The following is a 21443-nucleotide window of genomic DNA, read 5'->3' on the forward strand; positions in this document are numbered from 1 at the left end:
ATGCCGCAGTCGGTGGGCGTTCTGGCGGGGTGAGGCGCCGACATGCCGCGTTCAGTGCGTCACGGGTGCGGGTCAGGCCCCGACGTGCCGCAGTCGGGCGGTTCGGGCTGGACGCCGTGTGGGGAGTCGAGCACCCGTGGGGCCCGACGGGGGGTATGGAAAAACCGACCGGAGGCTACCCCTTCGGGTGCCTCCGGTCGGTTATGTCGACTTGCGGATTACTGACTCAGTTCGCCATCAGATCGGCGCCACGCCAGCTGAACTCCGGGTCCGTCGCGTACCGCACGGTGATCTTCACGAGATCCTCCGCGTACTTGTTCGCGTGGTGCCCACAGAACACCAGCTCGCTCCCACCCGCCAGAGTGATCCGGAGCTTGCCGGCAGCATTGCAGCGGTCGCACCGTTCATCGGCGGCCGGGGGGGCCACCGTCTCGGGCGGCGGCGTGAGGGTCGGGGTCATCGCCTTCCTCCTCTGGTCGTCACCGATGAACACTCTCTTCGGTTGCTCACCTATCGTGCAACACCCTTCTCAGGCCCTGCCTTCCCTGTGTGCCCGGCCGGGACCGAGGTCACACCTGGCGTGGAGGACAGTGTGCCGTGCACCAAGGGTGCCACGTCAACGATCACAAACGCGCAACCGACAGGTCACCGAAGAGTGTTCTACGGCTGGTGATCAAACCGACACGGTTGGTTGACGCGTGCGGTCAGTCCAGGTAGTCGCGGAGCACCTGGGAACGCGAGGGGTGCCGCAACTTGGACATGGTCTTGGATTCGATCTGCCGGATGCGCTCCCGGGTCACGCCGTACACCTGGCCGATCTCGTCCAGGGTGCGCGGCTGGCCGTCGGTGAGGCCGAAGCGCAGTCGCACCACGCCCGCCTCACGCTCGGACAGGGTCTGCAGCACCTGCTGGAGCTGGTCCTGCAGCAACGAGAACGACACCGCGTCAACGGCGACCACGGCCTCGGAGTCCTCGATGAAGTCGCCGAGCTGGCTGTCGCCCTCGTCACCGATGGTCTGGTCGAGCGAGATGGGCTCCCGGGCGTACTGCTGGATCTCCAGCACCTTCTCCGGGGTGATGTCCATCTCCTTGGCCAGCTCCTCCGGGGTGGGCTCGCGGCCCAGGTCCTGGAGCAGCTCGCGCTGGATCCGGCCGAGCTTGTTGATCACCTCGACCATGTGCACCGGGATGCGGATGGTGCGGGCCTGGTCGGCCATGGCGCGGGTGATGGCCTGGCGGATCCACCAGGTGGCGTAGGTGGAGAACTTGTAGCCCTTGGTGTAGTCGAACTTCTCGACCGCGCGGATGAGGCCGAGGTTGCCCTCCTGGATCAGGTCGAGGAAGGCCATGCCACGACCGGTGTAGCGCTTGGCCAGCGAGACCACCAGCCGCAGGTTGGCCTCCAGCAGGTGGTTCTTGGCCCGCTCGCCGTCCCGGGAGATCCACAGCAGGTCGCGCTGCATGTCCCGGGTGAGCTTCTCCTCGCCGTCGTCGGCGGCGCGCAGCCGCTCGGCGGCGTACAGGCCGGCCTCGATCCGCTTGGCGAGCTCGACCTCCTGCTCGGCGTTGAGCAGCGGCACCTTGCCGATCTGCTTCAGGTACGCCCGCACGGAGTCGGCGGAGGCGGTCAGCTCGGCGTCGCGACGCGCCTGCTTGAGCGCCTCGGACTCCTCGTCGTCCCACTCGAAGTCGTTCTCGGTGGCGGAGCTGGCCGCGTCGGCCTCGGCGGCCTGGGTCAGCTCGGCCGGCTCCTCGACGACCACGTCCTCGATCTCGGCGGCCAGTTCCTCCGGATCGATGTCGCCCTCGGGGCCCTCACCCTTCGAGGCGGTCTTCGCCGCGGCCGTCTTGGCGGCCACCGTCGCCTTGGTGGCCCGGGTCGCCTTGGTCGCCTTCGCCGGAGCGGCGGCCTTGGCGGCCACCTCGGCGGTGGTGCCGGCGGCCTTGCGGGCGGTCGCCTTCCGCGGGGCGGGGGCCGGGGCCTCCTCGGCGGCCGGCGCCTGCTTCGGAGCCGGCGCGGCGGCCTTCTTGGTGGTCTTGGCGGTGGTGGCCCGCGAGGCGGGTGTGGCCGAGCGGGCGGCGGCCACCCGGCGGCGGGTGGTGGCGGAGCCGTCCACGACCACCGTCACGCCGGCCTCGGAGAGTGCGCGGAGGATCTTCTTGGCCTGGGCCGGGGTCACCTCAGCGGACTCGACGGTGCGCGCGAGCTGGGCCGACGTGAGCTGGCCACCGGCGCTCTGCGCGTGGGCGATCAGGGTGTCGGTGAGCGAGCGAACGTCGGCGCCGGTCTGGCGGGGTTCTGTCACGAATGACCTTCCGGAGGCGAAGAGCGAGCACGGCCGGGTCGTCCGGCGCAGCACGGAACGCCGTGCCGGGCGAGTCGTTGAGGGACCCCCGTGTCCCGGGCCGACCGGTCGCTGGCGGTCCGTGGCGCGTGGGCAGGGTGAATTGTAACGCCGTCTGCGGCGATCATCCCGCGCCGCACGGCGACCGACGGTCTGGACCGCCGATTCGGCGCAGATGTGGACTTTGTAAGGATGATACCCACGCGCGGTCCGGGCGGCCCCGGTCGTGCGGGAAGGGGATGAAACATGATCCGCTCGGCGCCGACGCCGCGGGACCTGTTGGAGATCGCCGTCACCGTGGCCCGGGACGCCGCGGCCACCGCGCACCGGATGCGCGCCGAGGGGGTGTCGGTCGCCGCGACCAAGAGCACCGTCACCGACGTGGTCACCGCCGCCGACCGGGCGGTGGAGCGGCAGGTGGTCGACGCGTTGCGGGCGCTGCGCCCCGACGACGCCGTGCTCGGCGAGGAGTACGGCGCCGGGTCGACCGGCCCCGCCGTCGATGGCGGGGTGCGCTGGGTGATCGACCCGATCGACGGCACCGTCAACTACCTCTACGGGCTGCCCTACTGCGCGGTCTCGCTGGCCGCCGAGGTCGACGGGGAGGTGGTGGCCGGGGTGGTGCGCAACGTCGCCACCGGCGAGGAGTGGACCGCCACCGCCGGTGGCGGCGCCTGGCGGGAGGGCACCCGGGTGCGCTGCTCCACCGAGACCGACCTCGGGCAGGCGCTGGTCGCCACCGGGTTCGGCTACGACGCCGGCCGGCGCGCGCACCAGGCCCGGGTGGTCGCCGAACTGATCCCGCACGTGCGGGACATCCGCCGGATGGGTGCCGCGGCCCTGGACCTCTGCCTGACCGCGGAGGGCCGGGTCGACGCCTACTACGAGAAGGGGCTGGCCGCCTGGGACCTGGCCGCGGGCGGGCTGGTCGCCCGGGAGGCGGGGCTCCGGGTGACCGGGCTGTCCGGCCGGCCGGCCGGACCCGATCTGGTGATCGCGGCGCCGCCGGCGCTCTTCGACCCGCTGCACACCCGGCTGGCTGCCCTGGACGCCTCGGGTGGCCCCTGACCGGCCGCGCTGGCGGGGAGGGCGGCGGTCCGACAGGACCGGTCGCGCCCGGGCGCCCGGACCCGCCGGGCGCGGGCGGGTGACGGGTCCGCCGGGCCGGCCGGGCGCGGGCGAGTGGCAGGTCCGGCCGGCCGGGCGCGGGCGGGTGGCGGGGCCCGGCGGACCGGTCGGGTTACTTCTTGACCGGCGCCGGGCAGGTGCCGGTCGGGGCCTCGGGGGAGCCGAGGTCGCCGAGGGACTGGTTGACCTCGGTGGTGGTGGCGAGTTGCTGGAAATTGTTGCCCAGCACCACGTCGACCGTGTCGTCCTTGCGGTTCACGTCGAAGACCGGCTTGGCCTCGTTGAGGAAATAGGCCTTCAGCAGATGCGCCGAGCCGACCCCCTTCGGGCCGAACCGCAGCAGCGCGACGTCGTCCACCTTCTTCTTGTCGCTGGCGACCTTCTTGACCTGGAACTTGCGATTGCGGAAGTCGTCCGCCACGCTCCCGGCCAGGCCCGCCTCGTCGGTGCCGTTCAATACGTTGATCTTGACGTCCTTGGGCTCGCGCAGGGCCACGTCGGCCAGCGGCCAACCCTTGGGGCAACCCTCGGCGGTGCCGGCCTTGCTCTGCGTGTCCCGGACCAGCGCCACCACGACGAAGACCAGGGCGACGACCGCCAGCAGACCGACGACAACGAGTGCCCGCACTCGCGCAAAACTCATCAGGGCGCTCCCCGGACCGTGATTGGGTGGCGGCCGCCGCCGGCCGTCGAGTACGCCGCTGAGGTTAACGGTTGTCCGGCGGTCGCGTGGAAACAGTCCGACATGCCGGCGCGCCACCCGGGGAACGGGTAGTACTACCCCTATCTTCGTGTCGCCTGAGTCACATTGGGAACAACTTCGGGCGTAGGGGCGTACATCTCTGCCACGAGGGCGGTATACATGCCTCGCCCAAAGGGGGGGTAAGGTTCCGCGCTCGCTGGGGAAGTTCCTCTCCGGCGAACTTGGCCCACGGATCGTGGGTCGGGTGACCGACACATGTGGTGGCCGGCCAGTGGAACCGAAACAGCGTCCTCCGGCGTTACAACCGGAAGCGACCACATCGATATGGGAGAGTGAAACCGATGGCCACCGACTACGACGCCCCGCGTCGCGACGAGGTCGACCTCGGCGAGGACAGCCTGGAAGAGCTCAAGGCCCGACGCGTCGACTCACAGTCGGGCGCCGTGGACGTCGACGAGGCCGAGGTGGCCGAGAGCTTCGAGCTGCCCGGCGCCGACCTGGCCGACGAGGAGCTCACGGTCAAGGTGCTACCGATGCAGCAGGACGAGTTCCGGTGCGGCCGCTGCTTCCTGGTCCACCACCGCAGCCAGCTGGCGGTCGAGCGCAACGGCGAGCTGATCTGCCGCGAGTGCGTCTGATCCCGACGCGGCTCACCGGCGGCGGCCTCCTCGACGGGGCCGCCGCTGTTCGAGCCGCCGTGCGCCGCTGGCCGGAAGCTGCTTGACTCGTAACGGCGGCTGCCACGCCGCGCGGAGCAGGGAGGGCGGACGGGTGAGCGAGCGCAGCGAGCGAACCATTCGGCTCGGCGACGGGGTGCCGCGCGGCGCCGGGGAGTGGATCGGGGCAGCGGCATGAGCGGCCGCGGCGACGGGCCGGACGCCGGGCGGGCCGACGGCAGTGGCGGGGCCGAAGGGCTGGACGCCAGGCGGGCCGAAGGGCCGCGCGCCGGCGGGGCCGAAGGGCCGGACGCCGGCGGGGCCGAAGGGCCGGACACCGGGCGGGCCGGCGACAGCGGCGGGGCCGGGAAGCCCGCGCCGGGCGTACCGGTCGAGGAGGGCGACGAGCTCGGCGCGACCGTGGCCGCGCTGACCGCCGACGACATCGCGCCGGCCCGACGCCGGCAACTGCTGACCCGACTGGTCGGCCAGGCACGCGCCCGTGGCGTCACCGACCTGTTCAAGCCGAAGGCGGCCGTCCGCTGGATGGCGGATACCGTCGCCGACGTCGCCCCGCACGTGCCGATCCGGGACCTGGCCACGCTCCGGCGGCACTTTCCCGACCTCGACGACGACGCGCTGGCCGAGCGGCTGATCCGCAACGCCGCCCGGGCCACCGCCGGGGTCGGCGCGGCCGGTGGCGGGGTCGCCGCGGTCGAGTGGGCGATCACCCCGACGTTGCTCTCCGCGCCGGTGCTGCTGGCCGCCGAGACGGTCGCCGTGGTGGCGATCGAGCTGAAGCTGATCGGCGAGCTGCACGAGGTCCACCACGTGCCGCTGCCCACCGGTGGCACCCAGCGGGCGGTCGCCCTGATCCAGTCCTGGGTCACCCAGCGCGGGGTCAACCCGATGATGCCCGGGGTCGGGGTGAGCGCGGTGCTCGGCACCGCGGCCCGCCGGGAACTGCGGGACAGCCTGCTGCGCCGGTTCGGCCGGAACCTGACCACCCTCGGCCCGTTCCTCACCGGCGCGGCGGTCGCCGGCTACCTCAACCGCCGGGCCACCCGCAGCCTCGCCGACCAGCTTCGCCGGGACCTGCGGCAGCAGGGCCGCGAACTGCCCGGCGGCCGCCCCGCACTGCCCTGACCGGGCGCACCTCGGCGCGCCGCGGTGAGTCCGTGCCGCGACCGGTCCAGCGCCGTGGTGAGTCCGCGCGGCGATCGGTCCGCGCGGCGATCGGTCCGCGCGGCGATCGGTCCGCGCGGCGATCGGTCCGCGCCGCGATCGGTCCGCGCCGCGATCGGTCACCGCCGTGCAGAGTCCGTGCCGCGATCAGGCCGTGCCGGGGTGGGCCCGCCGGTCAGCCGGCGTCGCGGGCGGCGAGGATCGCCGTGGCCAGCGCCACCGGGCGCCGGGTGCTCACCACCCAGAACGGGGTCGGGTCGGCCGGGTCGGCCAGCACCACCTGCACCGCGCCGCCGACCCAGGGCCGCTGGACCACGAAGGCCAGCGGGTCGGCCCCGACGCCGAGCACCTCGCGCCGTCCGGCCGTGTCCAGCGGGACCACGTCGGCCACGTACCGCACCGGGAGGTGGGCGTCGTCCACCCACAGCTCGCCGTCGCGCACCGCGACCCGGATCCGGCCCAGCCAGGCCAGCCCGGCCACCGCCGCGGGGATCAGCAGCACGAAGGGCAGCCAGGCCCGGACGCCGCTCGCGCCCAGCCACAGCTCCGCCGCGAGCAGCCCGGCCACGGCCAGCCCGGCCGGCCACGCCCACCAGGGCAGGGTGAGCCGCTCCGCGTACCGCGGGGCGGCCACCGGGGCGGGCGAGGAGGTCGACTGGCGCACAGTCCGAGGGTACGGCGCACGACGCCGCGGGCAACCGGCAGGATGGCAGGGTCACCCCCGCTCGGACCGGACGGAAGAGGAAGACCGTGACAGACGTCGTACCCGTGCCCGTACGACAGCTCGACCCGGAGCTGCCGCTGCCGGCGTACGCCCATCCCGGCGACGCCGGCGCGGACCTGGTGGCCGCCGCGGACGTGGAGCTGCCCCCGGGCGGCCGGGCCCTGGTCCCGACCGGCGTGGCCATCGCGCTCCCGGAGGGGTACGTCGGGCTGGTCCACCCCCGATCGGGGCTGGCGGCCAGGCTCGGCGTGACCGTGCTCAACGCGCCCGGTACGGTCGACGCCGGCTACCGGGGTGAGATCCTGGTCAACCTGATCAATCATGATCGGGACGTCCCGGCGAAGATCAGCCGGGGCGACCGGATCGCGCAACTCGTCGTCCAGCGGGTCGCGCGGGCCAATTTCCAGCCGGTGGCGGAGCTGCCCACGTCCCGGCGCGGCACCGGCGGGCACGGGTCCACCGGCGGGCACGCCGGGCTGGTCCCGGCGCCGGCGGGCGGGCAGCCGGAAGAGGTGGCAGGGTGAGTGCGAACAGCGGAGGGTGGGCGCAGTGATCTTCTCCCGAAAGCGGGCCGAGGGCGCGCGGCACGCGCATGACGAGCGGAGCGACGAGCTCCTCGACTCCACCGGGGCCGAGGAGAGTCCGCAGACGTCGTCCCGGGGCCCGTACGACGTCTCCGAGGCGCCCGACGCGCCCCGGCTGGACCTGGGCAGCCTCCAGATCCCGGCGGTGCCGGACGTCGAGGTGCGGGTGCAGGCCGACCCGCAGGGCGTGATCCAGCAGGTGGTGCTGGTGCACGGACCGAACGCGCTCCAGCTCGGCGTCTTCGCGGCGCCCCGCTCCGAGGGCATCTGGGACGAGGTGCGCGAGGAGATCCGGCAGTCGCTGTTCAACGACGGCGCCGCCGCCCAGGAGGTCGAGGGGGAGTACGGCACCGAGCTGCGCGCCCGGGTGCGTACCCCGGAGGGCGTGACCGACCTGCGGTTCGTCGGCATCGACGGGCCGCGGTGGATGGTCCGCGGCGTCTACCAGGGCGACGCGGCCACCGATCCGGCCGCGGCCGGCCCGCTCGCGGCCTGCCTCGACGGGCTGGTGGTGGACCGGGGCCAGGAGGCCAAGCCGGTCCGCGAGCCGCTGCCGCTGCGGCTGCCCCGCGAGGTCGCCGAGCAGCAGGCCGGGGCGCAGGAGCGGCACGAAGCATGATCGTCGGGCCCGGTCCCGTCGGCCCCCCGGCCGGCGGGCGCCGGGCCCGTCGCGTGCCACCCCCGGTTCGGTACGTCCGGCCGACGCCGCTCCCGCGGGTGGGCCGGATCGGCGTACGCTGGCGGGACGGTTCCGGCATCGGAGCCGGCCAGTGCCGGCGTCGACCGGCCGGGGTGGAGAGGGTGACGCGGAGGTCATGACGACCGACGAGAGTCGGGTGTCGCTGCGGCGGCTCCTGCATCGGCTCACCGCGAGCGAGTCCGAGATCGAGGCGCAGGAGCTGCGCCGGGAGAGCGCCGAGAGCGGCGGCATGCCCACCCACCAGTGCAGCCGGGGCCAGGTCGTCTCGGTCGCCGGGCGGCTGCGCACCGTGGTCTACACGCCCCGGACCAACCTGCCCACCCTGGAGGCGGACCTGTACGACGGCAACGACGTGGTCACCCTGGTCTGGCTGGGCCGCCGGCACATCGCCGGCATCGAGCCGGGCCGGCACCTCACGGCCCGGGGCCGGGTGGCCGTCCGGGACGACCGCAAGGTGATCTACAACCCGTACTACGAGCTGGAGTCGCCGAAGTGACGACCGGACAGCAGGGCACCACCGACCCGGCCCTCGGGCCCGAGGACGCGCCGCTGCCCAGCCTCGCCGAGCAGATGGCCGACCAGCTCGGCGGCTGGCGCGGCCTGGTCGAGTCGAGCATCCCGGTGGTGGTCTTCGTGATCGCCAACGTGATCGGCGAGCTGCGCCCCGCGGTGATCGCGTCGGTGGCCGTGGCGCTGCTCATCGCCGGGCTGCGGCTGGCCCAGCGCCGGCCGGTCCGGCACGCGGTCAACGGCCTGGTCGGCATCGCGATCGGCGCGGCCATCGCCTGGCGTACCGGTGACGAGCGGGACTTCTACCTCCCCGGCATCCTCTACGGCATCGGCTACGGGCTGGCCCTGCTGGTCTCGGCGGCGGTCCGGCAGCCGCTGGTCGGCTGGATCTGGTCGGTGCTGGTGGGCAAGGGGCGCTCCGAGTGGCGGGACGACCCGCGACTGGTCCGCACCTTCACCCAGCTCACCGTGCTCTGGGGCGTGGTCTGGCTGGCCAAGGTGGGCGTGCAGGCCGGGCTCTACCTGGCCCACCAGGACACCGCCCTGGGCGTGGCCCGGCTCGCGCTGGGCTACCCGCCGTACGCGCTGCTGCTGCTGATCACCGTCTGGGTGGTGCGCCGGGTGACCCGGGAGACCGCGCCGACGCCGCTGCCCGGCGCCTGAGCGCCGCCGGCCGCGGGCGGACCCCGGGCCGGCGGGCGCGGCGGCCGCTCAGGTGCGGTCGCGGTTGCGTTCGGTGCTGCCCGGCCCGAGGATGACGGCCCGGACCTCGTCCTCCACCGCGGCGGTGCACACGAAGATCAGCTCGTCGCCCACCTCGATCGGGTCGTCCGGGCTGGGCACCAGCACCCGCTTGCCGCGCAGGATCGCCACCAGGGCGGCGTCCCGGGGGATCGGCACGGCGTGGATGGGCTGCCCGACGTAGGGCGCGCTGGGCGGCAGGGTGATCTCGACGAGGTTCGCCTCGCCCTGCCGGAAGGTCATCAGCCGGACCAGGTCGCCGACCGTGACCGCCTCCTCGACCAGGGCGGCCATCACCCGCGGCTTGCTCACCGCGACGTCGACCCCCCACTGCTCGGTGAAGAGCCACTCGTTCTCCGCCCGGTTGACCCGGGCCACCACCCGCGGCACCGCGAACTCGGTCTTGGCCAGCAGCGACACCACCAGGTTGACCTTGTCGTCGCCGGTGGCGGCCACGACCACGTCGCAGCCGGCCACGTTGGCCTCCTCCAGGCTGGTCAGCTCGCACGCGTCGGCGAGCACCCAGTCGGCGGCCGGCACCCGGTCGGGGCGGAGCATCTTGGGCTGCCGCTCGATCAGCATCACCTGGTGCCCGTTGTCGATCAGCTCCTGGGCGATCGACCGGCCCACGTTGCCGGCGCCCGCGATGGCGATGCGCATCGCTCAGTGCCCTCCTTCCGGCGGCGCCGCCGCCCCCGAGGTGACCGAGTTGACGATGTCGTCGGTCACCAGCATGAAGACCTGGTCGCCCTCCTGCACCACGGTGGAGGCGGTGGGCAGCGTGCCGATCCCGAACCGGATGAGGTACGCCACCCGGGCGCCCGCCGACTCCTCGAGCTGCCGCAGCGGCCGCCCGACCCAGTCCTTGTGCACCGGCACCTCGATGATCGAGACGGTGCTGGTCGGGTCCCGGAAGATCTCGACGTTGCCCTCGGGAACCAGGTGGCGCAGCATCCGGTCGGCGGTCCACCGGACGGTGGCCACGGTGGGGATGCCGAGGCGCTCGTAGACCTGGGCGCGGCGCTGGTCGTAGATCCGCGCGGCGACCCGGGAGACGCCGAAGGTCTCCCGGGCCAGCCGGGCCGAGATGATGTTGGAGTTGTCGCCGCTGGAGACCGCCGCGAAGGCGTCGGCCCGCTCGATGCCGGCCTGGCGCAGCACCTCGCCGTCGAAGCCGGCGCCGGTGACCGTGATGCCGGCGAAGTCGGGCCCGAGACGGCGGAACGCGTCCGCGTCCTGGTCGATCACCGCCACCGAGTGCCCCCGGGACTCCAGGCTGTGCGCCAGGGTCGACCCGACCCGGCCGCAGCCCATGATCACGACATGCACGGTCCGCTCCTCCCACGGTGCCGCCCGCTGGCCCGTCGTCTGCGAGCCTGCCACGTCCCCGCCGCCGGCGGGTGACCGACCGTACCGCGCCCGCGCGGACGGGGGTGATCAGGCACCCCACCGCCCGGCCGCGGGTGGCCGTACCCTTGGCGGTTGTGGCCCGACCCACCTCGCTGCTGAAGCGACTCCTCCTCGGTCGACCGTTCCGGTCCGACCGCCTCCAGCACACCCTCCTGCCCAAGCGGATCGCGCTGCCCGTCTTCGCCTCCGACGCGCTCTCCAGCGTCGCGTACGCGCCGGACGAGATCCTCTTGACGCTCTCCATCGCCGGGGCGTCGGCGTTCTTCTTCTCCCCCTGGATCGCGCTCGCGGTCGTCGTGGTCATGCTGACCGTGGTGGCGAGCTACCGGCAGAACGTGCACGCCTACCCGTCGGGCGGCGGCGACTACGAGGTGGCCACGGTCAACCTGGGGCCGCGTGCCGGTCTCGCGGTGGCCAGCGCCCTGCTCGTCGACTACGTGCTGACCGTGGCCGTGTCGGTCTCCTCCGGCGTGGCGAACCTCGGCTCGGTGGTGCCGTTCGTGGCCACCCACAAGGTGCTGATCGCGGTCAGCGCGGTGGTGCTGCTCACCGCCATGAACCTGCGCGGCCTGCGGGAGTCCGGTACCGCGTTCGCCGTACCGACCTACGGCTTCGTGATCGTCATCGGCGGCATGCTGCTCACCGGGCTCTTCCGGATCTTCATCCTCGGTGACGACCTGCGCGCGCCCAGCGCCGGCCTGGAGATCCACGCCGAGCACAGCGTGACCGGCTTCGCCCTGGTCTTCCTGCTGTTGCGTACCTTCTCCTCCGGCTGCGCCGCGCTCACCGGCGTGGAGGCGATCTCCAACGGGGTGCCCGCGTTCAAGGCCCCGAAGTCGAAGAACGCGGCGACCACCCTGCTGCTGCTCGGCGCCATCGCGGTGAGCATGCTGGTCGGCATCATCTGGCTGTCCCGGCTGACCGGGCTCCAGTTCGTGGAGAACACCTCGCAGATCGTGTCCGGCCCCGACGGGTACGTGCAGAAGACCGTCACCACCCAGCTCGGCCAGACCGTCTTCGGCGACGGCTCGGTGCTGCTCTACGTGGTCGCCGGGATGACGGCGCTGATCCTGTTCCTGGCCGCCAACACCGCCTTCAACGGCTTCCCGGTGCTCGGCTCGATCCTGGCCCAGGACCGCTACCTGCCCCGCCAGCTGCACACCCGGGGCGACCGGTTGGCCTTCTCCAACGGCATCGTCTTCCTCGCCGTCTTCGCGGTGGTGCTGATCATCGGCTTCCAGGCCGAGGTGACCCGGCTGATCCAGCTCTACATCGTCGGGGTGTTCGTCTCGTTCACCCTCTCCCAGGCCGGCATGATCCGGCACTGGAACCGGCACCTGCGCACCGAGCGGGACCCGGAGGCGCGGCGGCGGATGGTCCGCTCCCGGGCGATCAACACCTTCGGCATGGCCCTGACCGGCGTCGTGCTGATCATCGTGCTGGTCACCAAGTTCCTGCTCGGCGCGTGGATCGCGATCGTCGCCATGGCGCTGATGTACGTGGTCATGCTGGCCATCCGCCGGCACTACGACCGGGTCGCCGCCGAGCTGGAGCCGACCGAGCAGCGAGCCGTGCTGCCCGCCCGCAACCACGCCATCGTGCTGGTCAGCAAGCTGCACCAGCCGACCCTGCGGGCCGTCGCGTACGCCCGGGCGACCCGGCCGGACACGCTCACCGCGGTGACCGTGAACGTGGACGAGAAGGACACCCGCGATCTCCAGGCCGACTGGGAGCGGCGGGAGCTGCCGGTGCCGCTGACCGTGATCGACTCCCCGTACCGGGAGATCACCCGCCCGATCCTCAACTTCGTCGCCTCGGTGCGCCGGGAGTCGCCGCGCGACGTGGTCACCGTCTTCATCCCCGAGTACGTGGTGGGCCGCTGGTGGGAGAACCTGCTGCACAACCAGAGCGCGCTGCGGCTCAAGGGGCGGCTGCTCTTCGAGCCGGGCGTGATGGTGACCAGCGTGCCGTGGCAGCTCGCCTCGACCGCCACCAAGAACCTGGACCGGCTCGACGCCACGCTGAGCCGGGGGCCGGCCCGCGGGCCCCGGGTGGCCCCGCGCAGCACCCTCCCGCCGACCGTCCCGCCGGCGGTCTCCGCGCCGCCCGGGGAGAACGCCCCGAGCGCGGGGGAGAGCCGGTGAGCGCGCCCGCCCGGTCCGGGCTGGAGGAGGCCGAACGGGTCGAGCTGACCGTCGACGCGGTCGCCCCGGGCGGGCACTGCGTGGCCCGGGTCGACGGGCAGGTGGTCTTCGTCCGGCACGCGCTGCCCGGCGAGCGGGTGGTCGCCGAGATCACCGAGCTGCACCGCGGCTTCGCCCGGGCCGACGCGGTGCAGATCCTGGCCGCCGCCCCGGACCGCGTCGTGCCGCCCTGCCCGTACGCCCGGCCGGGCGCGTGCGGCGGCTGTGACCTGCAGCACGTCGCCCCGGCCGCCCAGCTCGACTGGAAGGCCACGGTGGTGCGCGAGCAGCTCACCCGGCTGGGCGGGCTCACCGACGGCGAGGTCGACGCGCTCGGCGTACGGGTCGAGGCGCTGCCCGGGGGCGTGCTGGGCTGGCGGTCCCGGGTCCGCTACGCGGTGGACGGGGCCGGCCGGGCCGGGCTGCTCAAACACCGCTCGCACGAGGTGGTGCCGATCGACCGGTGCCGGATCGCCCACCCGGCGATCCAGGAGTTGCCGGTGCTCGCCCCGAGCGGCGCCCGCTGGCCGGACGCCGACGCGGTCGAGACGGTCGCCTCGACCGGCGGGGACGTCAGCGTCGTGGCGTACGCCGACGGGGCGCCCAGCCCGGTCAGCGGGCCGCAGCAGGTCCGCGAGGTGGCCGCCGGCCGGGACTGGACGCTGCCCACGTCCGGCTTCTGGCAGGTGCACCCGGCCGCGGCGGACACCCTGGTCGGCGCGGTCCTCGACCTGCTCGACCCGGCCCCCGGGGAGACCGCCTGGGACCTGTACGGCGGCGCCGGCCTGTTCGCCGCGGCGCTCGCCGGCCGGGTCGGCGACGCCCGGGTCACCGTGGTCGAGTCGAGTCCCGACGGGGTGGCGGCGGCCCGGACCAACCTGGCCGACCTGCCCCGGGTCGAGGTGGTCGCCGCCCGGGTGGAGACCGCGCTGGCCCGCCGCCGGATCACCGGCCCGGTCGACCTGGTGGTGCTCGACCCGCCCCGCTCCGGCGCGGGCGCCCCGGTGGTGCGGGACATCGTGGCCGCCGGCCCGCGCGCGGTCGGGTACGTGGCCTGCGACCCGGCCGCCTTCGCCCGGGACGTGCGCACCTTCACCGGGGCCGGCTGGCGGCTGGCCGCGCTGCGCGGGTTCGACCTGTTCCCGATGACCCAGCACGTCGAGCTGGTCGGGCTGTTCCTGCCGCCCGGCAGCTGACTAGCCTGGCCCGATGAAGATCGTCGGGCTGATGTCGGGCACCTCGTACGACGGGGTGGACGTGGTGGCGGCCGAGTTCACCGGGGACGGGGAGACGCTGCGGCTGCGGCCGCTCGGGCATCGGAGCCTGGACTACCCCGACGACCTGCGCGCCGAGATCGGCGCGTTGCTGCCTCCGGCGGCCACCACGATCGAGGCGGTCTGCCGGCTGGACAACCGGCTCGGCGAGGTCTTCGCCGAGGCGGCGGCGGCCGGCGTCGAACTGGCCGGCGGCCGGGTGGACGCGGTCGTCTCGCCCGGGCAGACCGTCTTCCACTGGGTCGAGGCGGGCCGGGTCCGGGGCACCCTCCAGCTCGGCGCGCCGGCCCGGGTGGCCGCGCGGGTGGGCGTACCGGTGCTGCACGACCTGCGCTCGGCGGACGTGGCGGCCGGCGGCCAGGGCGCTCCGCTGGTCCCGGCCTTCGACGCGCTGCTGCTCGACCCGGGCCCCACCGCGCCGGGCCCGGACGGCGCCGCCGGGCCGGGCTCGGCGGGCCGAGTCGGCCCGCGCGCGGCGCTCAACCTGGGCGGGATCGCCAACCTCACCGTCGTCGCGCCCGGCGCGCCCGTCCTCGGCTACGACGTGGGCCCGGCCAACGCCCTGCTGGACGCCGCGGCCCGGCGCTTCCTGGACCGACCCTGCGACACCGACGGGGCGCGCGCCGCGGCCGGGCGGGTGCACGACGGGCTGCTGGCCCTGCTGCTGGCCGAGCCGTACTACGCCGCGCCGCCACCCAAGTCGACCGGCAAGGAGCTGTTCCACGCCGGCTACCTGGACGCCAGGCTGGCCGCGCTGGGCGAGCCGGTGGCCGTCGACGACGTGCTGGCCACGCTGACCGAGCTGACCGCCCGGACCGTCGCCGACGCCTGCGACCGGCACCGGGTCACCGAGGTCGTCGCCGCGGGCGGGGGAGTGCGCAACCCCACCCTCCGGGCCCGGCTGGCCGCGCTCGGCCAGGGGCGGTGGCGGCTGCGGACCACCGACGAGCTGGGGGTGCCGGCCCAGGCGAAGGAGGCGTACGCGTTCGCGCTGCTCGGCTGGCTCTCCTGGCACGGGCTGCCCGGGGCGATCCCGTCGGTCACCGGGGCGACCCGGGCCGCCGTGCTGGGCTCCTGGACCCCGGCCGGCCCGCCCGCCGCGGCCTCCCCGCCGGCGCCGCCCCGCCGGCTGGTCGTCACCCCGTGAACCGGGCCCCAGCTGGAAAGATCTACGGCCGAGCTGCGGGCTGTCGGGTGGCCGATAGACTCTTCGGTCATGAGTGTTGAAGAGGGCACGGCCAACCACGGCCGGCTGCTGGGCAGCGTCCGGGGTCCGCAGGACGTGAAGCGGATGACGGCCGAGCAGCTGGACATCCTCGCCGCCGAGATCCGTGACTTCCTGATCGCCAAGGTCTCCCGCACCGGTGGGCACGTCGGCCCGAACCTGGGTGTGGTCGAGCTGACCCTGGCCATGCACCGGGTCTTCGACTCGCCGCGCGACCGGCTCCTGTTCGACACCGGCCACCAGGCCTACGTACACAAGATCATCACCGGTCGGCAGGAGGGCTTCGACAAGCTCCGCCAGCGCGGTGGCCTCTCCGGCTACCCGAACCAGGCCGAGAGCGAGCACGACCTGGTGGAGAACTCGCACGCCTCCACCGCGCTCTCCTACGCCGACGGCCTGGCCAAGGCGTACGCGCTGCGCGGCGAGAAGCGGGCGGTGGTCGCCGTGGTCGGTGACGGCGCGCTCACCGGCGGCATGTGCTGGGAGGCGCTGAACAACATCGCCACCGCCGGCAACCCCCTGGTGATCGTGGTCAACGACAACGGCCGGTCCTACTCGCCGACCATCGGCGGCCTCGCCGACCACCTGTCGTCGCTGCGGCTCAACCCCGGCTACGAGAAGGTGCTCGACACCGTCAAGGACGCGCTGGGCAACACCCCGTTCGTCGGCAAGCCGATGTACGAGGTGCTGCACGCGGTCAAGAAGGGCATCAAGGACGCGGTCGCCCCGCAGGCGATGTTCGAGGACCTCGGCATCAAGTACGTCGGCCCGGTCGACGGCCACGACGTCCCCGCCGTCGAGACGGCGCTGCGCGCCGCGAAGAACTTCGGCGGCCCGGTGATCGTGCACGCGGTCACCCGCAAGGGCTACGGCTACCGCGCCGCCGAGGAGGACGAGGCGGACCGCCTGCACGGCCCGGGCGGCGCGTTCGACATCGAGACCGGCAAGCTGCTCGCCGCGCCGTCGGTGAAGTGGACCCACGTCTTCGCCGACGAGCTGGTCACCATCGCCGACGAGCGGCCCGACGTGGTCGGCATCACCGCCGCCATGGCCGAGCCCACCGGCATCGCCACCCTGGCCCGCAAGTACCCCGAGCGGGTCTACGACGTGGGCATCGCCGAGCAGCACGCGGCCACCTCGGCGGCCGGCCTGGCCATGGGCGGGCTGCACCCGGTGGTCGCCGTCTACGCCACCTTCCTCAACCGCGCCTTCGACCAGGTCCTGCTGGACGTGGCGATGCACCGGCTGCCGGTGACGTTCGTGCTGGACCGGGCCGGCATCACCGGCCCGGACGGGCCCAGCCACTACGGCATCTGGGACATGTCCGTCTTCGGCGTGGTGCCCGGGCTGCGGATCGCCGCGCCCCGCGACTCCGCCACCCTGCGCGAGGAGCTGCGCGAGGCGGTCGCCGTCGACGACGGGCCGACCATCCTGCGCTTCCCGACCGGCACCGTCGCCGCCGACCTGCCGGCCCTGCGCCGGGTCGGGCCGGTCGACGTGCTCGCCGAGTCGGCGCGTACCGACGTGCTGCTGGTCGCGGTCGGCTCCTTCGCCGGCCTCGGCATGGAGGTCGCCACCCGGGTCGCCGAGCAGGGCTACGGGGTCACCGTGGTCGACCCGCGCTGGGTCCGCCCGGTGCCGGCCGAGCTGGTCGAGTTGGCCGCCGGGCACCGCCTGGTGGTCACCGTCGAGGACGGGGTCCGGGTCGGCGGCGTGGGTTCCGCGCTGGCCCAGGCGATGCGGGACGCGGACGTCCGGGTGCCGGTGAAGGACCTGGGCGTACCGGCCGGCTGGCACCCGCACGGGACCCGGGCGCAGATCCTCGCCGACCTCGGCCTGACCGCCCAGGACGTGGCCCGCGACGTGACCGGCTGGATCTCCGGCCTGGACGCGCAGCCGGTCGAGCCGCACCAGGCCGACCAGGCCGCCGCCAAGAACTGATCCCGACCACGCCGAACGGGCGGCCCCGGCCTCGCGCCAGGGCCGCCCGTTCCGTTTTGGCCGCCGGATGTGGTGGGATCTGACCATGATCGAGTCCATTCGTCGCGTGGCCTACCAGCTGTACGACCGCCGCCTGCGCGCCCAACTGGCCGACGTTCCACGGCCGCGGCACGTCGCCATGGCGATGGACGGAAACCGCCGGTGGGCCCGCCAGATGGGCTTCGACGACCCCAGCCTGGGCCACCGGTACGGGGCGGAGCACATCCACGAGGTGCTGAGCTGGTGCGCCGAACTCGGTATCCCGCACGTGACGCTCTACGTCGCCTCCGTCGACAACGTGCGCAAGCGGGCGTCCGACGAGGTGGAACACCTGATGCACATGATCGAACAGGTCGTCGCGGAGCCGCTCCTGCACCCGGGCAACCCGTGGCGGCTGCACCTGGCCGGCCGGCTGGACGTCCTGCCCGACTCCACCCGCCACGCCCTGAAGCTGGCGGCGGACGCCACCGGTGAGCGGGGTGGCGACTTCCACCTCACCGTGGCGGTCGGCTACGACGGCCGCGAGGAGATCGTCAACGCCGTTCGTGCACTGCTGGAGGAGGCGGCGCGAGCCGGTGCGACCCCCGAGGACGTGGCGCGCGAGCTGACCGTCGAGGACATCGCGGCGCACCTGTACACCGGCGGCCGACCCGACCCGGATCTGATCATCCGTACCAGTGGAGAACGGCGGATGTCGGGCTTCCTGCTGTGGCAGGCCGCCTACTCGGAGTTGTACTTCTGCGACGTGTACTGGCCCGGCTTCCGGAAGATCGACTTCCTGCGCGCCCTGCGTTCCTACGCGGCGCGTAGCCGGCGCTTCGGGGCATGACGGCCGTACCCGGGGCCCACCGCACCGCCCCAACCCTGGTGATCATGAGGTTGGCCGCGCCTGCCGCGACGCGGAAGCCCTCCAGCGCGACCACTGGAGGGCTTCCGTCACGGGTACGTCAGCCGAGGGGGCCGATCCGCTTGGCCAGGTCCAGGAAGGACCGCCACGATGCGGGGCTGAGGCGCAGGGTGCCGCCGTCGCGGTCCTTGGTGTCGCGGACCAGCACGACACCCGGCAGGTTGTCGGCGACCTCCACGCAGGAGCCGCCGTTGCCGCCGGACCGGGTCGACTTCCGCCACTGAGGGGTGGTCACGTCCATGACTTCGCCACTTCCTTGATCCGTTCGATTGACTGGCGGCGGGGAAGTGCCTCGTTCCGCACGACCTCCCACGTCTTCGCCAGCCTAGCAACGTCGGCCGGCGCATCGACGATCTGCGCGGTGAGCTGGTTGTCCGCATGGGCCACGCGGGTGCCGTCGGACAGTTCCGCGATGATGAACTGACCGGCCAGCCCCAGGTACATGCCGGCGTCGACGGGCACCACGTGCAGCTGGACGTGTTCGAGCGCGGTCAGCTCCACCAGGTGGTCGAACTGTTCGGCCATCAGGCCCGGCGCGTCGAGCACCGGCCGGCGGAGCACCGACTCGTCCACGACCGCGATGAGCTGCGGCGGGCGCTGCCGGCTCAGGATGGCCTGCCGCTCCAGTCGGCTCGCCACGATGCGGTCGCACTCCTCAGCGGTGAACCGGCCGCCGGCCAGTGTCGCCCGGGCGTATCGCTCGGTCTGGAGCAGCCCCGGGAGGTAGGCCAGCTCGAACCAGCGCAGCGTGGTCGCCTCCCGCTCGAACTCGATCCACTCGCGCAGCCAGATCGGATGGGTGTCCAGCGGCGCCAGCTCGCGGAGCATCCGCTCGAACCGGCCCCCGGTGGCGAACTGGTCGTCGATTGCCTTCGTGTATTCCCTGGTCGGGGCGCGTCCGCCGGTCTCGACCGAGCTGACATGTGACCCGGAATAGCCGATCTTCCGGCCGAACTCCTCCTGACTCAACTTGACCGACACCCGGAACAGGCGCAGCTCGCCGAGCACGTAGTTCGTTGCGGTCCCCATCGCTTCCCCAACCTCTGCCCAGTCTTGACGGCGGATTGCCCACGGCTGCCCAACTACCCATCTGACCTGCACGGATGGGGCGAGCATCTGTCGACAGTAGTCGGGTCCTCAGCAGACTGTCACCGGTGCGGATCCCGTCCGCGCAGTCCCCTTCGAGGAGGTTCCGGTGCGTATCCGATGGTTCCGGCGGCAGAGCCCCGCGCGCGTGGCACGGGCGTCCTGCCGACCCGCATGGGTCTGGCAGCCCACCGCGTCGCTGCCCCGCATCGAGTCCGGGCGCGCCGGCAACCTGACCCCGGCGCAGCAGTGGCGCGCGAACGGGGGCCGCCCGTGATCACGACGAGGCTGCCGACGCCCGGACCGGGGCCAGTGCCCGATCACCCCCGCAGCTACGGGCCCGGCACGCCGCACACGCCGCTGCGCCCCTCGTGGGCCTGCCGGGCCGACGGTGAACCCTGGCCCTGCGCGCGCGCCCGGCTCGCCCTCAAGGCCGAGTACGACCGCAACCTTCCGGCCCTGACCATCTACCTCGCCGGCCTGATGTACGAATCGATGCGCGACCTGTACCACCTGAACCCGCACGACGGTCCCGGTCCGCAGCAGATGTACCGGCGTTTCCTCGGGTGGAGCCCGTTCCGGCGGCCGATCGTCGAGCTGCCGGAATGAGTCGAGTTGCCGGAATGAGCAGCGAATGGCGGGTTCTGGCGGTGCATCTGGCGGGCGTGGACGGCATGTGCACCGGCTGCCGGGCCTGGTGGTCCCGGCTCACCCCGTACCCGTGCTGGCAGGTGGACTGGGCGACCAGCCGGCAGGCGCGCCACTTGACCGCACAGGTGCTCGGCCACCGGATCGGGGACGTAGCGGGGTCCTGGTGAGGTGGACACCGCCACTTCGCCGAGTTGGCCACCAAGCGGGTCAGCGGCCGCCCACCGACCGGTACCAGGTCTTGTCGGTGCCGGCCAGGCTGAACGTCTGCTTGCGCTCCGGCTGCGGCACCACCACCAGCCCGGGGCGCTCCACCAGGCGCTGCGTCCCCGGCGGGGCGGCGAACGAGGCGTCCCGGTTGGTGCGCCAGCTCAGCACCGCCAGCGGCTGCCCCGGCACCGGCAGGTGGTAGGCCTGCAGGGTGGTGGACCGGTCGGCCGGGGAGAACACCGGCGGGCCGCCGTCGGCCGGCCGGTAGACCACCGCGGTCATCGTGTCGGAGGCGCTCTCCCAGGTCAGCTGCTCCAGGTCACCCGGCGCGCCGCCACCCAGCGCCACCTCGCCCAGCGACCGCACCGCGATCTTCGCCATCGGCCAGGAGTCCGGCGCCGAGCGGGGCGCGCTCCGGTCGCCGATCCGGCGCGGGATGCTGCCGAACGGGCCCTTCTCGCCGGCCAGCGCGCAGGTGTCCAGCCCGGCCAGGGCGCGCCTGCCGGAGCCCGTCTCGTCGCGGACCAGCGGGTAGCGCGGGTCCTCGATGCCCGTACCCAGGTCGAGGACGCGGTCGGCGGCCCGGCCGCGCGGCAGGGACCGGGTGGCCCGCAGCGTCGCGGTCAGCTGCACCGCCCGGCAGGCCGGCACGGCGACCGGCTCGGTGAGGCCGTCGGTGCGGGGCAGTTCCCGGCCGTCCGGGCCGAGCAGCCGCTGCACCCGGGCCGAGAGCAGGTAGCGGCGGCCGTCGCCGGCCCGGACCGGCAGCACGTCGGAGTAGACCAGGTAGCCGGGGTCGGTGTACTCGGTGGCGTGGTCGACCCGCCAGCGGTCCCCGTCACGGCCCAGTTGCAGCAGCCAGGAGGCGCTCTCGCCGGGCACGTCGGCGGCGACCAGGGCCAGCGGCGCGCCGCCGGCCAGACCCGACCAGAGGATGCCGGACGACGGCAGGTGCGCCCGGTCGTCGACCGGGGAGCGCCAGTCCCGCACCGCCCGGCTGATCCCGGCGGTGGCGGCGCCGTCCCTGGCCAGGCCGCCGCGGGGCGGCCAGACGGCGACCGGCCCGTCGAGGCTGTCGTAGCCGACCCGCAGGTGCGCCGGCTGCCGTTCGGCGACCGGCCCGCAGCCGGCCGTGGCCAGCAGCAGGGTCAGCAGTGCGGTGGCCGTCGTGCCGCGTCGGCGGACTGAAGCCACCTGTGCGCCCCCCGATCGCGTCGCCGGTCGTGTTCGAAAGCCACATGGTA

23 protein-coding genes are annotated in these 21443 nt (G+C 73.7%); 14 read left to right on the plus strand and 9 right to left on the minus strand.

Translation table 11 applies throughout. The features are described from left to right. Positions 1–226 precede the first annotated feature (226 nt). Positions 227–460 (minus strand): hypothetical protein, encoded by a 234-nt coding sequence (locus tag ACIBPB_RS20870; protein ID WP_036374862.1) that lies wholly within the window; start codon positions 458–460, stop codon positions 227–229. A 244-nt stretch (positions 461–704) separates the two neighbouring features. Continuing rightward, a complete protein-coding gene (locus ACIBPB_RS20875; RefSeq protein ID WP_396841193.1) occupies positions 705–2306 on the minus strand; it encodes an RNA polymerase sigma factor in 1602 nt (533 codons plus the stop codon). A gap of 285 nt (positions 2307–2591) precedes the next feature. Between ACIBPB_RS20875 and ACIBPB_RS20880 the strand changes: the two genes are divergently transcribed. Next, positions 2592–3413 carry an inositol monophosphatase family protein gene (locus tag ACIBPB_RS20880; RefSeq protein WP_396841194.1) on the plus strand — a complete coding sequence of 274 codons (822 nt, stop codon included), beginning with the start codon at positions 2592–2594 and terminating at the stop codon, positions 3411–3413. Positions 3414–3585: 172 nt separating this feature from the next. Here ACIBPB_RS20880 and ACIBPB_RS20885 read toward each other — a convergent pair whose 3' ends face one another. Beyond that, entirely contained in the window at positions 3586–4101 is a 516-nt protein-coding gene (locus ACIBPB_RS20885) for a LytR C-terminal domain-containing protein (RefSeq protein WP_396841279.1), read from the minus strand. 416 nt (positions 4102–4517) lie between these two features. Between ACIBPB_RS20885 and ACIBPB_RS20890 the strand changes: the two genes are divergently transcribed. Then, positions 4518–4814 carry a DUF4193 domain-containing protein gene (locus ACIBPB_RS20890; RefSeq protein ID WP_046565779.1) on the plus strand — a complete coding sequence of 99 codons (297 nt, stop codon included), beginning with the start codon at positions 4518–4520 and terminating at the stop codon, positions 4812–4814. Positions 4815–5027: 213 nt separating this feature from the next. Beyond that, entirely contained in the window at positions 5028–5978 is a 951-nt protein-coding gene (locus tag ACIBPB_RS20895) for a hypothetical protein (RefSeq protein WP_396841195.1), read from the plus strand. A 214-nt stretch (positions 5979–6192) separates the two neighbouring features. Here the strand turns inward: ACIBPB_RS20895 and ACIBPB_RS20900 are convergent, their stop codons facing one another. Next, positions 6193–6681: a DUF3093 domain-containing protein gene (locus tag ACIBPB_RS20900; protein WP_396841196.1), complete on the minus strand. Its 489-nt coding sequence runs from the start codon at positions 6679–6681 to the stop codon at positions 6193–6195. Positions 6682–6767: 86 nt separating this feature from the next. Between ACIBPB_RS20900 and dut the strand changes: the two genes are divergently transcribed. The 4 genes from dut to ACIBPB_RS20920 all read left to right on the plus strand — a co-directional run bounded on the left by dut (position 6768) and on the right by ACIBPB_RS20920 (position 9198). Further along, positions 6768–7265, plus strand: a complete 498-nt coding sequence (gene dut, locus ACIBPB_RS20905; RefSeq protein ID WP_396841197.1) for a dUTP diphosphatase — start codon at positions 6768–6770, stop codon at positions 7263–7265. 25 nt (positions 7266–7290) lie between these two features. Next, entirely contained in the window at positions 7291–7944 is a 654-nt protein-coding gene (locus ACIBPB_RS20910) for a DUF3710 domain-containing protein (RefSeq protein ID WP_396841198.1), read from the plus strand. Positions 7945–8140: 196 nt separating this feature from the next. Further along, entirely contained in the window at positions 8141–8521 is a 381-nt protein-coding gene (locus ACIBPB_RS20915) for an OB-fold nucleic acid binding domain-containing protein (RefSeq protein ID WP_357314705.1), read from the plus strand. Further along, entirely contained in the window at positions 8518–9198 is a 681-nt protein-coding gene (locus ACIBPB_RS20920) for a DUF3159 domain-containing protein (protein WP_396841199.1), read from the plus strand. The genes ACIBPB_RS20915 and ACIBPB_RS20920 overlap by 4 nt, the downstream gene beginning before the upstream one ends. Positions 9199–9246: 48 nt before the next feature. Here ACIBPB_RS20920 and ACIBPB_RS20925 read toward each other — a convergent pair whose 3' ends face one another. Both ACIBPB_RS20925 and ACIBPB_RS20930 read right to left on the minus strand, forming a co-directional pair. Continuing rightward, positions 9247–9936 (minus strand): potassium channel family protein, encoded by a 690-nt coding sequence (locus tag ACIBPB_RS20925; protein ID WP_396841200.1) that lies wholly within the window; start codon positions 9934–9936, stop codon positions 9247–9249. Between the two features lie 3 nt (positions 9937–9939). After that, positions 9940–10605, minus strand: coding sequence for a TrkA family potassium uptake protein (locus tag ACIBPB_RS20930; protein WP_357314697.1), 666 nt, complete (start codon positions 10603–10605; stop codon positions 9940–9942). 155 nt (positions 10606–10760) lie between these two features. On the opposite strand from ACIBPB_RS20930, the gene ACIBPB_RS20935 reads away from it, so the two are divergent. From ACIBPB_RS20935 to uppS, 5 genes are all read left to right on the plus strand, one after another. Next, positions 10761–12830: an APC family permease gene (locus ACIBPB_RS20935; protein ID WP_396841201.1), complete on the plus strand. Its 2070-nt coding sequence runs from the start codon at positions 10761–10763 to the stop codon at positions 12828–12830. After that, complete coding sequence (locus ACIBPB_RS20940) at positions 12827–14065, plus strand: class I SAM-dependent RNA methyltransferase (protein WP_396841202.1); 1239 nt, start codon at positions 12827–12829, stop codon at positions 14063–14065. The genes ACIBPB_RS20935 and ACIBPB_RS20940 overlap by 4 nt, the downstream gene beginning before the upstream one ends. Before the next feature lie 13 nt (positions 14066–14078). After that, positions 14079–15290 carry an anhydro-N-acetylmuramic acid kinase gene (locus tag ACIBPB_RS20945; protein WP_396841203.1) on the plus strand — a complete coding sequence of 404 codons (1212 nt, stop codon included), beginning with the start codon at positions 14079–14081 and terminating at the stop codon, positions 15288–15290. Positions 15291–15359: 69 nt separating this feature from the next. Beyond that, positions 15360–17309, plus strand: a complete 1950-nt coding sequence (gene dxs / locus ACIBPB_RS20950) for a 1-deoxy-D-xylulose-5-phosphate synthase (protein ID WP_396841204.1) — start codon at positions 15360–15362, stop codon at positions 17307–17309. Between the two features lie 85 nt (positions 17310–17394). Next, positions 17395–18177 (plus strand): polyprenyl diphosphate synthase, encoded by a 783-nt coding sequence (gene uppS / locus ACIBPB_RS20955; RefSeq protein ID WP_396841205.1) that lies wholly within the window; start codon positions 17395–17397, stop codon positions 18175–18177. Positions 18178–18295: 118 nt separating this feature from the next. Here uppS and ACIBPB_RS20960 read toward each other — a convergent pair whose 3' ends face one another. Together ACIBPB_RS20960 and ACIBPB_RS20965 are read right to left on the minus strand one after the other, a co-directional pair. Beyond that, the gene (locus ACIBPB_RS20960) at positions 18296–18496 is read right to left on the minus strand and encodes a DUF397 domain-containing protein (protein ID WP_396841206.1); all 201 of its coding nucleotides are present in this window, start codon (positions 18494–18496) and stop codon (positions 18296–18298) included. Further along, on the minus strand, positions 18487–19284 hold the full coding sequence (locus ACIBPB_RS20965) for a helix-turn-helix transcriptional regulator (protein WP_357314681.1): 798 nt from the start codon (positions 19282–19284) through the stop codon (positions 18487–18489). Before ACIBPB_RS20965 ends, ACIBPB_RS20960 begins: the two co-directional genes overlap by 10 nt. A 369-nt stretch (positions 19285–19653) precedes the next feature. Here ACIBPB_RS20965 and ACIBPB_RS20970 point away from each other — a divergent pair, with 369 nt between their 5' ends. Together ACIBPB_RS20970 and ACIBPB_RS20975 are read left to right on the plus strand one after the other, a co-directional pair. Next, positions 19654–19950 (plus strand): hypothetical protein, encoded by a 297-nt coding sequence (locus ACIBPB_RS20970; protein WP_357314679.1) that lies wholly within the window; start codon positions 19654–19656, stop codon positions 19948–19950. Positions 19951–19964: 14 nt separating this feature from the next. After that, complete coding sequence (locus tag ACIBPB_RS20975; RefSeq protein WP_357315130.1) at positions 19965–20159, plus strand: hypothetical protein; 195 nt, start codon at positions 19965–19967, stop codon at positions 20157–20159. 40 nt (positions 20160–20199) lie between these two features. On the opposite strand, the gene ACIBPB_RS20980 is transcribed toward ACIBPB_RS20975, so the two are convergent. After that, a complete protein-coding gene (locus ACIBPB_RS20980; RefSeq protein WP_396841207.1) occupies positions 20200–21393 on the minus strand; it encodes a hypothetical protein in 1194 nt (397 codons plus the stop codon). Between the last annotated feature and the right edge of the window lie 50 nt (positions 21394–21443).

Origin of the sequence: Micromonospora sp. NPDC049836 (assembly GCF_044465125.1) — a bacterium.
Lineage (GTDB): Bacteria > Actinomycetota > Actinomycetes > Mycobacteriales > Micromonosporaceae > Micromonospora.